The sequence below is a fragment of the Streptococcus sp. 27098_8_186 genome, from assembly GCF_041432055.1.
GTDB classification, from domain to species: domain Bacteria; phylum Bacillota; class Bacilli; order Lactobacillales; family Streptococcaceae; genus Streptococcus; species Streptococcus dentalis.
Genome location: NZ_JAPVYV010000001.1, coordinates 240,282 through 256,035 on the forward strand (window position 1 = coordinate 240,282; position 15,754 = coordinate 256,035).

The 15,754-nt window shown below is 45.0% G+C and carries 15 protein-coding genes and 1 pseudogene; 1 reads left to right on the top strand and 15 read right to left on the bottom strand.

The features are described from left to right. Positions 1-19: 19 nt before the first annotated feature. The 9 genes and pseudogenes from rfbB to yghU form a co-directional block, all read right to left on the bottom strand. The gene (rfbB, locus tag O3602_RS01185) at positions 20-1,066 is read right to left on the bottom strand and encodes a dTDP-glucose 4,6-dehydratase (protein ID WP_003002700.1); all 1,047 of its coding nucleotides are present in this window, start codon (positions 1,064-1,066) and stop codon (positions 20-22) included. A 201-nt stretch (positions 1,067-1,267) separates the two neighbouring features. Beyond that, positions 1,268-1,861 (bottom strand): dTDP-4-dehydrorhamnose 3,5-epimerase family protein, encoded by a 594-nt coding sequence (locus tag O3602_RS01190; RefSeq protein ID WP_023918495.1) that lies wholly within the window; start codon positions 1,859-1,861, stop codon positions 1,268-1,270. Next, complete coding sequence (gene rfbA / locus O3602_RS01195) at positions 1,861-2,730, bottom strand: glucose-1-phosphate thymidylyltransferase RfbA (RefSeq protein ID WP_003002772.1); 870 nt, start codon at positions 2,728-2,730, stop codon at positions 1,861-1,863. Before rfbA ends, O3602_RS01190 begins: the two co-directional genes overlap by 1 nt. A gap of 183 nt (positions 2,731-2,913) precedes the next feature. Continuing rightward, positions 2,914-3,345, bottom strand: coding sequence for a hypothetical protein (locus tag O3602_RS01200; RefSeq protein WP_003011060.1), 432 nt, complete (start codon positions 3,343-3,345; stop codon positions 2,914-2,916). A 118-nt stretch (positions 3,346-3,463) separates the two neighbouring features. Then, positions 3,464-4,289: pseudogene (locus tag O3602_RS01205) on the bottom strand (ZIP family metal transporter). 252 nt (positions 4,290-4,541) lie between these two features. Beyond that, a complete protein-coding gene (locus O3602_RS01210; protein ID WP_037606276.1) occupies positions 4,542-5,633 on the bottom strand; it encodes an FAD-binding oxidoreductase in 1,092 nt (363 codons plus the stop codon). Positions 5,634-5,639: 6 nt separating this feature from the next. After that, entirely contained in the window at positions 5,640-6,437 is a 798-nt protein-coding gene (locus O3602_RS01215) for a Nif3-like dinuclear metal center hexameric protein (RefSeq protein ID WP_371610986.1), read from the bottom strand. Next, positions 6,424-7,113: a tRNA (adenine(22)-N(1))-methyltransferase TrmK gene (locus tag O3602_RS01220; RefSeq protein ID WP_003011162.1), complete on the bottom strand. Its 690-nt coding sequence runs from the start codon at positions 7,111-7,113 to the stop codon at positions 6,424-6,426. Before O3602_RS01220 ends, O3602_RS01215 begins: the two co-directional genes overlap by 14 nt. 270 nt (positions 7,114-7,383) lie before the next feature. After that, positions 7,384-8,172: a glutathione-dependent disulfide-bond oxidoreductase gene (yghU, locus tag O3602_RS01225; protein ID WP_371610987.1), complete on the bottom strand. Its 789-nt coding sequence runs from the start codon at positions 8,170-8,172 to the stop codon at positions 7,384-7,386. A gap of 138 nt (positions 8,173-8,310) precedes the next feature. Between yghU and add the strand changes: the two genes are divergently transcribed. Then, entirely contained in the window at positions 8,311-9,330 is a 1,020-nt protein-coding gene (gene add / locus O3602_RS01230) for an adenosine deaminase (protein WP_151378604.1), read from the top strand. Positions 9,331-9,648: 318 nt separating this feature from the next. Here the strand turns inward: add and O3602_RS01235 are convergent, their stop codons facing one another. From O3602_RS01235 to O3602_RS01260, 6 genes are all read right to left on the bottom strand, one after another. Next, entirely contained in the window at positions 9,649-10,332 is a 684-nt protein-coding gene (locus O3602_RS01235; RefSeq protein ID WP_371610988.1) for a DnaD domain-containing protein, read from the bottom strand. Between the two features lie 9 nt (positions 10,333-10,341). Further along, complete coding sequence (gene metA / locus O3602_RS01240; RefSeq protein ID WP_003011482.1) at positions 10,342-11,286, bottom strand: homoserine O-succinyltransferase; 945 nt, start codon at positions 11,284-11,286, stop codon at positions 10,342-10,344. Positions 11,287-11,387: 101 nt separating this feature from the next. Further along, entirely contained in the window at positions 11,388-11,900 is a 513-nt protein-coding gene (locus tag O3602_RS01245; RefSeq protein ID WP_003007878.1) for an adenine phosphoribosyltransferase, read from the bottom strand. Between the two features lie 159 nt (positions 11,901-12,059). Continuing rightward, on the bottom strand, positions 12,060-12,524 hold the full coding sequence (locus O3602_RS01250) for a TipC family immunity protein (protein WP_003011230.1): 465 nt from the start codon (positions 12,522-12,524) through the stop codon (positions 12,060-12,062). 125 nt (positions 12,525-12,649) lie between these two features. After that, positions 12,650-14,875, bottom strand: a complete 2,226-nt coding sequence (gene recJ / locus O3602_RS01255) for a single-stranded-DNA-specific exonuclease RecJ (protein ID WP_003011402.1) — start codon at positions 14,873-14,875, stop codon at positions 12,650-12,652. A 473-nt stretch (positions 14,876-15,348) separates the two neighbouring features. Continuing rightward, complete coding sequence (locus tag O3602_RS01260; RefSeq protein WP_003010942.1) at positions 15,349-15,753, bottom strand: GNAT family N-acetyltransferase; 405 nt, start codon at positions 15,751-15,753, stop codon at positions 15,349-15,351. Between the last annotated feature and the right edge of the window lies 1 nt (position 15,754).

Below are 15,754 nucleotides of genomic sequence, written 5' to 3' on the forward strand. Positions count from 1 at the left end.
TCCACTTGGACTTTCTTCATTATTTCAAAACTTTTTGTGTTTTCGCGTAATTGGCTTCTACAGCTTCTTTTTCAGCCTTCCACCAGTCTTGGTGATCTGTGTACCACTTGATGGTGTCTTCCAAACCAGCTTCGAAGTTTGTGAATTGTGGTTCCCAACCTAATTCTTCACGCAATTTGGTTGAATCAATCGCGTAACGCAAATCGTGACCAGCACGGTCTGTTACACGGTCGTAGGCGTCTTTTGGTTGACCCATTTTTTCAAGGATCAACTCAAGCACTTCTTTGTTGTTCTTTTCACCATCGGCACCGATCAGGTAAGTTTCACCGATACGGCCCTTAGTGAGGATAGCCCAAACACCAGTTGAGTGGTCGTTGGTGTGGATCCAGTCACGGACGTTCTTCCCTTCACCATAAAGTTTTGGCTTGATGCCAGACAAGATATTGGTGATTTGACGTGGGATGAATTTTTCGATGTGTTGGTATGGCCCGTAGTTGTTTGAACAGTTAGAAATCGTTGCTTTGACACCAAAGGAACGTACCCAAGCTTTTACAATCAAGTCTGAAGCAGCTTTGGTTGATGAATAAGGTGATGATGGGTTGTATTTGGTTTCAGCAGTGAATTTTTCACCAGGACCTTCCCCATGTCCAGGAAGATCTTCACGCAATGGAAGGTCCCCATAGACTTCGTCTGTTGACACGTGGTGGAAACGAATGTCGTATTTACGAGCCGCTTCCAAGAGTGTGTAAGTTCCAACAAAGTTTGTGTAGATAAATGGAGATGGATCTTTGAGGGAGTTGTCATTGTGGCTTTCAGCCGCATAGTGAACGATAGCATCAGCCTTGGCAGCCAATTTGTCAACTAATTCAGCATCCGCGATGTCTCCCACCACCAACTCGACACGATCTCCAAGGATTTCTTCGATATTGGCACGGTTACCAGCGTAAGTGAGTTTGTCAAGGACAGTCACATGCACGTCTGGATGGTTGTTGTAGACATAGTGTACGAAGTTTGAACCGATGAAACCAGCTCCACCGGTTACGATGATATGTTTATATTCTGACATTTTTTCTCCAAATAGTTTTTGTTTTGATTGTTCCTTTAGCTAGTGAGGGACGCCAGCAACCCTTCGGTTTCATGGCTAAATCCGAAGCCTAAGTCTCCAGATTTTCCTACAAGATTCCCTGAGGGAATCTTGTTTTCACTAGGGCAGAAACTCTCTTATAACGCTCCTTGCAGTCGCGCTATTGCTTCGCAAAGTTCATTTTTACAAATCTTCTGCTTTTAGGGGTTTGACGTCTTTGAGCAATGGGTGGTTCTTGTCTGCTTCTGAGACTTCTGCTTCTTCTAGGTTTTCCCATTGGATGTCTAGGCTTGGGTCTGCATAGTTGACAAACGCATATTTTGGTTTGAGTTCCAGTGCCCAGTAATCATTGACTAAGTATGTATAGGCAACTTTGTCTGTCAAAACTTGGAACCCATTGGCAACACCACGAGGAACGAAGATGCCTTTTGAAGCATCGATCACGGTTTGGTAGGTGTTCCCAAAGCTATCGCCTTCACGAAGGTCTACCCAAGTTCCAAGAACCTTTCCTTCATCTGCTACAGAGATGTACTTGTCCCAAGGCTCTGCATGCAAGCCACGCAAAACATTTTTGCGAGAGAATGAAATATTGTTTTGCAACTTGCCTTCCGCAAAGAAGCTTTCAGGGAAGCCAAGAGGAAGCATTTTCTCTTTTTGGAAGTTTTCTTTAAACCAACCACGGTTATCTCCGCGCACAGGAATATCAAACTCCATCAAGCCTGGGATGGCTTCAATTTTGCGGGCTGCTAATTCTTTATCAAAAAATTGTTCCGTCATTATGCTTCTCCAATCAAACGGAGCAAATATTGTCCGTATTCGTTTTTCTTCAATGATTGCGCTAATTCATGAACTTGTTCCTTGGTGATATAACCCATGCGATAAGCAATTTCCTCAAGATTGGCTACTTGGACATTTTGCAAACGTTGAACAGTCTCGATATATTGAGAAGCTTGCAAGAGGCTTTCGTGAGTTCCTGTATCCAACCAGGCAAAACCACGGCCCATGAGCTCAACAGAAAGATCTCCACGCTCCAAATAGGCCTTGTTAACATCAGTGATTTCAAGCTCTCCACGAGGACTTGGTTTGATGTTTTTGGCAATCTCTACCACATCATTGTCATAGAAGTAAAGTCCTGTCACTGCAAAATTCGATTTTGGATGTTCTGGCTTTTCTTCGATAGAGATAGCATTCATATCCGCGTCAAACTCTACCACACCAAAGCGTTCTGGATCTTTGACTTGATAACCAAAGACAGTCGCTCCTTTTTCCTTTGCTTCTGCCCGTTGCAACATCTTGGTTAAGCCGTTTCCGTGGAAGATATTGTCCCCAAGGATGAGGGCAACGTGATCGTCCCCGATAAAGTCTTCCCCGATGATGAAGGCTTGCGCCAAACCATCTGGACTTGGTTGCTCTGCATAAGAGAGAGAAATTCCGAGCTCAGAACCATCTCCAAGAAGCTCTTCAAAACGAGGTAGGTCTTGAGGAGTCGAGATGATCAAGATATCTTTGATCCCAGCCAACATAAGGGTTGATAGCGGATAGTAGATCATTGGTTTGTCATAAATGGGCATCAATTGTTTAGAAGCCGCACGTGTCAATGGATACAAGCGAGTTCCTGAGCCCCCTGCTAAAATAATACCTTTCATAATGTTAGGCCTTTCTACGTAGTCATTACCCTTATTTTATCATGTTTATATAAAAAAGTCACCTTGCATTTATGTTCCAAGGTGATGACAGGATGTGAGCAATAGTCTCGTTAACGATCTTCATTATCGTGATTCAAATAGGGTACTTGGACTAGGACTCTTTGATATACTTTAATTCACTGATCACTGCTTCTCTTCTGAACCATCCGAATATCTTACCCTTACTCTTGATTTTGTCGTGCCTCTCCTAGAATCCATAAAGCTCTGAAATTCCTCATCTTCATTATGATAGACCCCTATCTTAATTTTATTCGCATCTTTATCATAAGCTAGTACATGTTCCTTGGAATTCCCATCAGAAAATGTGAGTTTTACATCTGCTCCCCATGCGTCTGAAGGAGTAGGGCTATAAGATGGGTTTTGAATCTCAATTTTCTCAATTCCCTCGTAAGAATGTTTCAAGGTCTTTACAAGGCTGACTTCATACTCTTTATTGCGTCTCTTCTCCTCCATTTTTTTGTTCATATGAAACAAAAAAATCCCAACTACTATAATGAGAGCCAAAGCGATGATCATCATCCTTTTGCTTTTCTTTTTAAATTTGATTTTGACCATAAGACGATACTCCTTACTAACGAAGATTCCTTTGAGCTGTATCTGACTATCTTTTTTCTCAAAGAAAATAACAGCAATCAAAAAGAGAGCTTGTCCTGACGCTCTCCTTTTCAGTTCCTTATCCCAAAGCGACGTCTAGGATCATCATAATGACAAAGCCAACCATGAGACCGAGGGTCGCAACATCTGTGTTGCCATTGGTCTGTGAGTCTGGGATCAACTCTTCCAACCACCACGAAGATCATCGCACCTGCCGCAAAGGAGAGGGCGTAAGGCAAGATAGCCGTCATGGACAAAACCGCTACTGCTCCTAGAAGGGCTCCGATGGGCTCGACGATAGCAGACATAGATCCCCAATAAAAGGCATTGAGACGGGATTTTCCATCTGTCCGAATCGGAATCGAAAGGGCAGCCCCTTCTGGGATATTTTGCAAGCCAATCCCAATGGCCAAACCAACCGCCCCGATAAAGGCTTCTGGACTTGGATTGCTAGCCAGAGCTCCAAAGGCCACTCCGACCGCCAAGCCTTCTGGGAAATTGTGGATGGTAATGGCGAGAAAGAGTAGAGTCGTTTTAGACAACTTCTTTTCTCTCGGCGTATGGATGCTCTCAGCATCCTCAATCTCCTTACTCATATGAAGGTGAGGGAAGATGGCGTCAATCAAGCGAAGGAAAAAACCTCCAGCTAGAAAACCGATCGTCGCTGGCAACCAAGCCAGGTTCCCATAAGAGTTTTCCGCATACTAAATCGACGGTTGCAAGAGGGACCAAAACGAAGCCGCAATCATGACTCCTGCCGCAAAGCCCATCATGATATCCAGTAATTTGCGACTAATATGCTTAAAGAAAAAGATGATAGCTGACCCTACAATGGTACAGCCCCATGTAAACAATCCTGCGATAAAGGCCTGCAAGACCACGGATTGCGATTGAAACCAATTCATAACAACTCCCATTTTCTTGATGATTCACTTCTTCTATTCTACTATTCTTAGCCAAATTAAGGAAGATCTTTCGAAAAAAAGAGAGTGGGACAGAAATCGGTAATTCGTTAGAATTCGATTTCGTCGTCCCACCTCCGCACAGTTGAGTAGGGCTGTAAAAGCTGATGAAATCAGCGTAGTAGAGCCCACTCAACCACTGCGTCTTGCTCGACAATCCAAAGACAATTGAGAGGCTAGGACTTTTGTCCCAGCCTACTTCTTCACATATTGTTCAACTGGATAATCTGCTGGATCTAAGCGCAGGTTTCCTCCTGCCACTAGTTGGGCTAGATGCCAACCAATGAGGGGACCTGTTGTGAGGCCCGACGAACCCAGTCCACTAGCGACATAGAGGCCTGCTCGATCAGGAACAGCTCCCCAAAATGGTGAAAAATCACTGGTGTAGGCACGGGTTCCCACGCGCTCCCCGACGACTTCCGCTTGAGCTAGTTCTGGATAGTAAGACAGAGCTTCTGTTTCCATCTGATTCAGCAAAGCCTGATCCACTGTCAGGTCAAAGCCCATCTCATTTTCATGGGTGGCTCCCATACTGATCTTGCCCTGCTGAAATGGAATGATATCCAGCTCTCCTTCAGGCATGACCACAGGATAATCAGCAGTATCTAAGTCTAGCTGATAATCCCGCAGTTGCCCCTTTTGCGGACGGACATCAACTTGGTAGCCAAGCGACTCGAGCATTTGCCCCAACCAGGCTCCTGTTGCCAGGATGACTTGGTCATAGCATTCACCAGCAATCTGATAGCCATCACTTGAGACTGAGAGAGCAGCCTCTTCCTTGATCACTCGTGCTCCGCTTGCTTTAAGGAGAGTTTCCGTTAGAAGGGCTCCCTCCACATGAGCACCACCTGAGGCATAAAGGAGCTTCTCAAAGCCTTGTAGATCAGGAAATTGCTGGGCCACCTCTTCTTTGGTTAAGATTGCCAAGTCCCCAATCAAGGGAGATTCTTCCCGACGACTCAGCGCCAACTGATATAGTTCGTCTAATTTGTCCTCCTTTTTCTTGAGGAGATAGACACCAGTCTGCTGGTAAAAATCTGTTTTGATTCCGTCCTTGGCCAGGTCTACTACCAATTCTTGGTAAAAATCAGCTCCCAGACGAGCCAGGCGATACCAGGCCTTATTCCGTCGTTTGGAAAACCAAGGGCTAATTATGCCTGCCGCCGCCTTGGTCGCTTGGCCGACTCCATGATCATAGACGATCACATCCACCTGTGCTTCCTTGGATAGATAATAGGCTGCAGTAGATCCCACGATCCCTGCACCGATAATGGCAACTTTCATGATGCCCCCTTAGATATGGTAAAAAGGATTGGTGCTGGCTTGACTGCTAATCACTTCAATCTCCCACGCCTCTTCAGCCTTCCACTGATTGAGCTTTTCTACTAGTTTCGACACAAAGAGAACCTCGATATGGTGTCCTGGATCCAAGGCCAAGAGCCCATCGCTCAGCATGTCCTGAGCCGTGTGGTAGTATATATCTCCTGTGATATAGACCTCTGCTCCCTTGGCGAGAGCATCCTTGTAAAAGGACTGGCCACTTCCTCCACAGATAGCGACACGCTCAATAACCCGATCCAAATCCGCCTGATCATAACTGACTATGCGCAAAGCATCTAGCCCAAAAGTTTCTTTGACCTTTTCAGCCAACTGACCAAAGGTTTGGGCGGACACCTGACCGATGCGCCCGATTCCGAGTCCTTCTCCTGTCATACTGAGGGGCTCTGTATCTTGAATTTCCAAGAGCTGGCAAAACCAATCGTTGAGACCATCTGGGACAATGTCATTATTAGTATGGCTGACATAGACCGCGATATCATGCTTGATCAAGTCGATATAGATCTGATTTTGAGCCCGGTCAGCTACCAAATCTTTAAGCGGGCGGAAAATCGGCGCATGCTTGACGATGATCAAGTCCACCCCATGGGCGATAGCTTCCGCCACCGTCTGCTCGCGGATATCTAAGGCCACCATGACCTTATGGATGTCTTTTTGCAAAGTGCCGACCTGTAAGCCACGAACATCTCCCTCCATGGATAGTTCCTGAGGACAGTAGGCTTCATAGCGTTTGATGACTTCACTTGCTAACATGTAGAACCTCCTTGATTTGTGCGATGCGCTCTTCTAGCGATGCTCTGGCAGATTGATTCTCAACTGGGACCTGCTCCAAGGCAAAACTTAATTTCTCTACTTCCTTGGACCACTTTTGGACAAAGGCTGGAGCTTGTTCCCGCATCAAATGGGGACCAAAGCGTAGTTCCTTGGCTGTCAACTCTTGAGAACCGTGTTCCACTACAATGATCTCATAAAACTTCTCATTTTCTTCCAAGATCGCTTCATCAACAATGCGGAAATCATGGTCGACTAACCAAGCCCGCAGTTCATCTTCCCGATTATTGGGTTGTAGGACCAAGCTAGAGACACTGGCTAATTTTTCTAGACCTGCGGCTAGAATATCTGCAATCAAGCGTCCTCCCATACCAGCAATGGTGATACAGGAAATGCCATCTGTTGGTTCAAAGGCAGTCAAACCATTGGCCAATCGGACTTCAATTTTGTCTTCTAAGCCATTATCCGTGACATTTTGTAGGGCAGACTGATAAGGTCCTTCTACTACTTCCCCTGCAATGGCAGCCTCAATCTTGCCTTCTTGTAAGAGGGCGATTGGGAGATAAGCATGGTCACTCCCCACATCCAACAGACGCGCACCAGCTGGGACGAAGCTAGCCACCAAGTCCAAGCGATTTGATAATTTTGTAAATTCCATGTGCTACTTTCTAAACTTTTATTCCACCCTTTAGTATACCATGTTTGCACCATTAAAAAAAGGCGCAACGGCGCCTTGTCTATTATGGAAAGGTATTACTTTAGACTTTCCTTAGGTGAGTCCGGACGTCAGCGAACTTCTTCAAAGTTCCATGACTAAGTTTTGAGTCTAATGTCTCAAAACTTCCGGGCACATGAAACTTATACGTTTCATGTGCTATGCTCACGGCGGAAACTCTCGCTATCATCCTCAACAAGCCGATATTAGACTTTAGTCAATTTCCTTATAGTCTACTTCCAAGCCACGTTTTACAGCTGGGCGATTGGCGATTTTCTCTGTCCAAGCCTGCAAATGCTTATATTCCTTCACATTTAGGAAAATTCCTGCACGATCCCAGACCTTGTCTTGGGCTAGACGGCCATACCAAGACCAGATGGCGATATCTGCAATGGTATAGTCACCTCCTGCAATATAAGGTTTAGTCGCCAATTCCTTGTCCAGTAGGTCCAATTGGCGTTTGGCTTCCATAGCAAATCGGTTGATGGCATACTCGATTTTTGCAGGAGCATAATGGAAGAAATGGCCAAATCCTCCGCCTAAAAAAGGCGCGGCACCTGTCTGCCAAAAGAGCCAGTTGAGAACTTCTGTCCGCTTAGCAGGATCTGTCGGGATTAATTGGCCAAATTTCTCAGCTAGATACAAGAGAATATTGGCTGATTCAAAGACCCGAATGTCTTGGTCGCCTGATTGATCCAACATAGCTGGAATTTTCGAGTTTGGATTGATGGCTACAAAGTCACTGCCAAATTGATCTCCCTCACCAATCTTGATACGATAAGCGTCGTAGCCTGCATCCACTCCCAGCTCTTTCAATTCCTCCAGCATAATGGTTACCTTAATCCCATTTGGAGTTGGAAGGGTATAGAGTTGGAAAGGCTGATCCCCTTTTGGAAGAGTTTGTTCAAAGCGGGCACCTGCTGTTGGTTGGTTCAGGCCACCCCAGGCTCCTCCCATCTGGCTCGGTGCTTCCCATACTTCTGGTAATTGATAATCTGACATCTCTTTTCTCCTTTGTCTATGTTACTACTAGCATATCAAATCTCAGACTCCCTTTCAAAGATCTGCTACACGAACGCTACTTGACTTTTTTTGTCAAAATGATAGTATAGAAAAAATACAAATTTAAGGAGAAAAAACATGTCCACGATCGACTTTCATAGTTTGGCAAAGACAGAACTTCACTGTCACTTAGACGGTTCCTTGTCTCTTTCGACCATTCGCCAGTTGGCAGCTATGGCCAATATTGACCTCCCTGCTAGCGATGAAGAGCTCAAACACCATGTCACTGCGCCTGCCCACTGTGAGAATCTTTTGGACTATTTAGAGGCCTTTGACTACATTCGGCCCCTTCTTCAAACCAAGGAGGCCTTGACCCTCGCTGCTTACGATGTGGCCAAGCAAGCTGCTCTCGAAAACGTCGTCTATATCGAAGTCCGCTTTGCGCCAGAATTGTCCATGGACCAAGGGCTCACCGTCCCAGAAACCATCGATGCTGTCTGCGATGGTCTACGCCAAGCCCAGGAGGAATTTGGCATTGTTGCAAAAGCCTTAGTCTGTGGCATGCGCCAGTCAGATCAAGAGGTCACCTCTCGCATTCTTGCAGAAGCCAACCAAGTTAGTGATCAGGATTTTGTTGGTTTTGACTTTGCCGGAGATGAGCACAACTACTCTCCAGAAGATATTCGACCTCTAATTGAGCAAGTCAAGAGTTACCATCGGCCCATGACGCTTCATGCAGGTGAGTGTCATTGCCCACACTTTGTTGCCCAATCGATTGCATTTGGCATCAAACGCAATGGCCACGTGACGGCTCTATCTCATGAACCAGCCTTACTCCAATCCTTTATTGAAAATGGGGTTACCGGTGAACTCTGCTTGACCAGCAACCTACAAACAAAAGCAGCACTGACTATAGAAGATTTTCCTTATTTGAAGATGAAGGCAGCCGGAGCTCGGATCAGTATCAATACCGATAACCGGACTGTATCTGATACCGACCTCACCAAGGAATACGCTCTCTACCATCAGCATTTCCAAACCAAGGAAACAGACTTTTACCAACACAATGTCGATGCCATCCAGGCTTCCTTTGCTAGTGAGGAGGAAAAACAAGAACTCCTTAGCAAACTAGAAAAAGCCTATGCAGACTATCTATAAACGAAAAATGCTAGCAATATATGACTGCTAGCTTTTTGTATGGTTAAAAATAATTTTTTCAATTAAGAACCTATTTGTTTCAGTAAAAATAATGTCTTATTTTTAAAACTATTCAAGTATAAACTAAAAACTTTCCGCCGTGAGAAAAGTGCCTGAAACACTATTGTTTCAGGCACTCGGGAGTTTTGAGACCTTAGGCTCAAAACTAAGTCATGGAGCTTCTTCGAAGTTCGCTGACGTCCGTACTCACCTAAGGAAAGTTTCTAGGAAGACTTTACCTTCCTTCTGCAGCTAGCACTCAAATAAGTGCTAGTTTTTTTAATCCTTCCACAAATCCATGGCCTTCAAGAAATCGTCTGAAACCGTCACATTGCGTGGGTTGGCTTGCTCGCGTTCTTGTAGTTTCACCTCTACTTGGGCTAGACTGTTGATGCCTTCACTGCGCCAGTTGCGTAAAATAGCCTGTATATATTTCCAGTGAGGCTTGCCGTTAAAAACAGCTTCTCGTAATGCTGCCTTGATCACATCTGGATCTGTCTGATCTTCTCGCACAGTTTTGGTCAGGTCTTCAATCTCAAAAGGCGTCAAGAGTCGTCCCAGTTCTTGTTGGAAGGTTTCCACCAGGTCCTTGATGACATTTCCCTTCGCAGGCGCGCTTTGTGCCTTCCCTTGTGTCTGGGCTTCTAAAATCTCATCCAAGCGCTCCAGGGCAATGGTCGCATCAAAGATGGCTTCAATCTCGCCATTGAGCTCAATGGTCCGGTATTGAAGAAGTCCCTTGGTGGTCAAATTGGACATAATCCGATTGACCTCTGTCACCGTTTTTCCTAGATGACTAGCAATCTGATTAGGTGTCAAAGCCTCTTGGCCAGTCGTATTTTGAAGGAAGAAAAACTGCCAAACCAAGTAGTCATCTGCTTGGTCAAACAATTCATGATAATGAAAAAGCAAGGTACTTGGAAGAACCAAGTTGCCATACTTAAATGCTTGTGAATATGTCATAATTCCCCTTTATAGGTAACCATAAAATGAAATATCTTTTTCCAATTCTTCCAAGCGGTAAGGTGTTTCTTGATAAACCGCATAGTTGATCCAATTACTAAAGAAGGTCGTCGCAGCTAGATTCCAACGAATGCGAGGCTCTGTATTAGCGTCATCACCATCAAAATAATTCTTAGGAACGTCCGGATCCAAGCCTGCCTTGACATCTCGGTGGTATTCTTTTGCCAGCGTATCGCGATCATACTCCAGATGGCCAAAGCTATACACCTCACGCATGTCTGGACTGGCAATGATGGAAAGCCCAACTTCATTTCCTTGAGCGATCACTTGAAGGTTGCTCTTTTCAAGGACTTCCTTCAAAGGAATATCTGTATAGCGAGAATGAGGGGCAAGGAAGCGATCGTCAAATCCTCTCATGAGCAGACTATCGGGACGCACCACTGCTTGGTCATAGATGCCCGATAGCTTGTCACAGAGCTCTACTTTTTGAATCCCGTAACGGTGGTACAGTCCAGCCTGCGCTCCCCAACAAAGGTGCAAGGTAGAAAAGACATGCCGCTTAGACCATTCAAAGACCTGGGTTAATTCTTCCCAGTAGTCTACTTCCTCAAAGTCCATCTTTTCGACAGGCGCTCCTGTCACAATCAAGCCGTCATAGTAATTATCCTTGATATCCTCAAAGGTCTTGTAGAAGCTCTCCAAATGCTCAGCCGCTGTATTCTTGGATTCATGGCTCGCCATATAGAGGAAATCTACATTGATCTGCAAGGGCGTGTTGGCAAGGAGGCGTAAGAGCTGGGTTTCTGTCGCAACCTTGGTCGGCATTAGATTAAGAATGAGAACATTCATCGGCCGAATATCCTGGTGAGTCGCCCGAACATCATCCATGACAAAAATATTTTCTGAACGAAGGATATCGACTGCTGGTAATTTTTTATCTAGAGTAATTGGCATAAAAAGCTCCCATCTTACAAGTTCTTAACTAACATTATATGATAGGAGCTTATAGTTTTCAATTATGGTTTTTCTGTAGCCAGTTATAGTATTAGACTATATTAGTAATGCATCAAGACTTTGTAGTCGTAATCGCCGATCGCTTCGCGACCTTTCAATTCATCCAACTCGATCAAGAAGGCACAACCTGCAACGACCCCACCGAGTTTTTCGATCATTTCGATGGTTGCTTTCACCGTACCACCAGTCGCTAAGAGGTCATCAACGATGAGGACACGTTGACCTGGTTTGATGGCATCTGCGTGCATGCAGAGGGTATCAACACCGTATTCTTTTTCGTAGTCAGCTGAGATGACTTCACGTGGCAATTTACCAGGCTTACGAACAGGCGCAAATCCAATTCCTAACTCAAAAGCGACCGGACATCCAACGATGAATCCACGCGCTTCAGGACCAACGATCATGTCGATTTTCTTATCCGTCGCGTATTGAACGATTTCACGAATCGCATAACTATAAGCATTGCCATCTGCCATCAAAGGGCTGATATCACGGAAGGTAATTCCTTCTTGTGGATAGTTTTCAATACTTGCAATGTAATCTTTTAAATTCATGGTTAACTTTCTTTCATAAAAAATTTTTTACATTCCATTATATCATGAATTCCACTAACTTGCATCATTTTTTGCCAAATCATTTTCCCAAGCTCTCGCGGCAAATGCAAAAATCCCACATCCAAAAAATGATGTGGGACTGGGTTCCCAAAAAACTTACTACTCTTCTATCAATTTGTTGTACTCGATTTTCATATCACCCAGGTTTTTCAGGGAATATCGGGAGCTTCCATTTTTGAACCAGGTACCAAGGATGTATTGCTCGGCCACTTTCTTACTTTGGTCTTGAAGCCAAGCACGGTCTTTGCCATAGGTGGCAAGTTTCTCAAGGAGTTGCTGGTCTTTGTAGCTTGTCTCATTGATTGTCAGATAGAGGTCACTTTGGTAAAAAATCTTTTTAGAGGCGTTATATTCAAATATCAGATTAACTGAGATACTTTCATCTAATTTGTATTTGTACATATAGAACCAATCTGCAGTGCCTCTAAACATAGTAACAGCTAGATGCTCCTTTCCACCAACGATTTTATCTGAATAGGGATACATTTGAAATCCTTCATCTTCTTTCCAGGTGCGATCACTACCGATTGTTTGAGTGTAGGACTTGACAATCATATTTCGCATCATCCCACCATTTTCAGAGTAAACAATCTACTCCATGGGATTTTTTAGACTCAGGTAGATTCCCAACCAATAAAGTCCAAAAAGCAGGAAGGGAGTGAGCCAGAGGAATTTTTTTAGGTGTTTTTTCATGAGTCCTGACCTGTCAGATAGTCATAAATTTCGCGAACCGTTCCAAGGGCCATCAACTCCTGCTCTTTCACCGTTTGTTTAAGGTTTTGGTAGATGCTGCTTTCCGCGATTTCGCGTTTTTCTGCTTCTTTATTAACCTTCATGATACCATTTTCAATGGTCACAAAGCCCAACTCTTGGAAGATCTGAATCATTTTGACCAAGAGGATCTGCTGGATCTTGAGATAGGCCGCTAAGTCTTTGAGTTTGTAGCGGACATCAAACTCTGGGTACTGATAGATGGTTTTATAGAGTTTGGCATACTGGTCCCTGCTACCGTATCCTGTCAGATAGTAGGCTTTGGCGATCTCATTTTTGAAATAAACGGCCTGGAAATCATGTTCTTGGAAGATTTGCCGTAGTTGCTCTAAATCCTCAGGGATATTTCCAACTACAACAGCGGATGCCCCTGTCAGATCTGGCAGTTCTTTAGTAAAATCAAGAACGGGAACACCTGCGGGGAGGCTGGCATTTTTAGAGCGGATATTAAAGAGCTGCACGCCGTCCACACGCGCATCAACCAGCATGAGCTGGAGAGTTGTTTGGCCATTCCATTGGTTGACCGATAATTGCACAGCTAGCTCCAGATCTTGCGCCTGGGCAAACTCTGCCTCTAGGATCCCCAAGCCAAAACCCACCACCTCAAAGGTCGCGTCTTCTTGAGAAATTTTGAGTTTCAAGTGGGTATTGCCGGCTCCCATCGAGCGTGCCCCTTCTACCTTAAAGTTACGGACTAGAAAGACCGGCTTTTTATTGTCCATGCCAAAAGGACTTAAGCGATCAAAGCTTTTCAAGGTCTCAAGCGTTAGTTCTGTTAGATGCAGTTCCTCGTCGATGGCTAAGTTAGACTTGCTGCTGAGATCAATCTCTTGTTCTGCAATGTAATCCGTAAGAGCCTGAGACAAGGCAGGAAGTTGGTCTACATCTAAGGTCATCCCTGCTGCACCGGCATGCCCTCCAAAGGCGACAAAGAGCGACCGGTGGGGATCGAGAGCCTCAAAGATATTGACCGACTCAGGACTCCGAGCGCTTCCTTTAGCCCGCCCATCTTCGATGTTTAAAACAACAACTGGCTGATGAAGCTCTTCTAATAGACGGCCGGCTACAATACCAAGGACCCCTGGATTCCAACCTTCTTTGGCCAAGACCTGGGCGGACAAACTTGGATCCACCATGGTTTTAGCTTCGTCATAGATAGCTTGGACAATCTCTTTTCGTTCTTCATTCTTTTGATGAATCATGAGAGCAATCTCGTGCGCCTCTTCATCGTCAAATCCTGTCAGGAGTTCAATGGCCGGATTGGGATCATCGAGGCGGCCAAGGGCATTGAGACGAGGAGCAATCTGAAAACCAACCGTTTCTTCATTGACATCCTCCGGACGAATCCCTGCGATCTCCAAGAGCTCCTGCAAGCCCATGCGCTGGGTATGTTGGAGAACACCCAGACCATATTTGACCAGAATCCGATTCTCATCTGTCAGGCTGACCATGTCAGCAATGGTCCCAATCGCTACCAAGTCTAAGAGATCGACTGGTACTTCCTCTAGGAGGGCACAGGCCAACTTAAAGGCCACACCACATCCTGCTAGATAATGGAAGGGATAATCCGCATCTGGATGCTCCGGATGAATGATCGCATATGCATCCGGTAAAACCTCTGGCATAGAGTGGTGGTCCGTCACGATGACATCGACTCCCATCGCTTGGGCCATGGCAATGGCTTGATTTCCCGCAACCCCATTGTCCACCGTGACAATCAGGGAAATGCCTTGCTGCTCGATAAAGTATTTGTAGACGCTCTCATTGGGACCGTAGCCGTCTGTGAAGCGGTTGGGTAGGTAGACTTGCACCTCTGCCCCCATCTGCTCCAAGATTTCCTTCATTATAGAGGCCGAGGTCATCCCATCCGCATCATAGTCTCCGTAGATCAGGATCTGCTCATAATCTTCGATGGCCCGTCGGATGCGCTCCACGGCTTTCTCCATATCATGGAGCAAATAAGGGTCATGGAGTTTCTCTAACTTGGGCTCTAAAAAGTCTTCTAAATCCTCTTTGGTCTGAATGCCACGCTCATACAACAAGGTTGCTACGGATGCTTCTAGCCCTGCTTTTTTAGCAAGGGATAAAAAGGCCTCATCTGCACTTGGCGAAGCTAACTGCCAATCGTATTTTGAAGTGATCATCTAGCTTTTGGTCTCCTCTTTTTCTTATCTGATTATTATATCATGAAAGCCGAAAATGGCGGGAAATAAAGGGTCAGGCAAAAGTTGGAATATTTGAAAATCCAAAATATTTAAAAATAGTTGCTATCGTATTACTTAACTCTATCCCTGTCGCCCTTTTATCAGTCAAATAGATAAGGGAGTGGGAAAGAACTCCAACAAATAAAAAAGGTTGAAAAGGTTCCCCGAACCTTTTCAATCTTCCCACCCCGCATAGCTTTAACAGTCTGGGAGACTGTTAAAGGTTGTGAATAAAGGAAACTTTGTTTCTCTCATTAGGTCATCTTTGGAGCTTTAAAGTGAACAACTTCTTAGGAAACTTGCTTCGCAAGTTTAATCCGCCACCTCAAAGCAATGCATTGAGCAATCAACCACTGCATCATATAGTTATTTCTATCAAACATCAAAGGCTGAACAGTTGTTGTCCAGCCTCTTTACTTCATATAAATCATCCCTGTACAGGCTTGCTCGGAAAGTTCAACAAAGCCGATTGACTGGTAAAAGGCTAGATTCTTCTCGCTACGTTCAGTGGCAAGAAGCCGTTGGTAGACATTTGGGAAAGTCCCTAAAGCCTCTTCTAAGAGTTTCTTTCCAATGCCTTGGCGCTGGTAATCTGGTCGTACCAAAAGGTCCTGCACAAAAATGACAGAGTGGCCATCTCCTACCAAGCGAATGTAGGCGACGAGCTCGTCCTCATCATAGACTGCTAACTGCCAGAGACTGGCTTTGACAGCTTCTTCTAGCATAGTTGGGTTGTTGGTATAATTGGTCCAACCGACTGAGCTGTATAGTGCGAGTAGATCTGTCATCGCTGGAATTTCTTTTTTATAACTTAACATC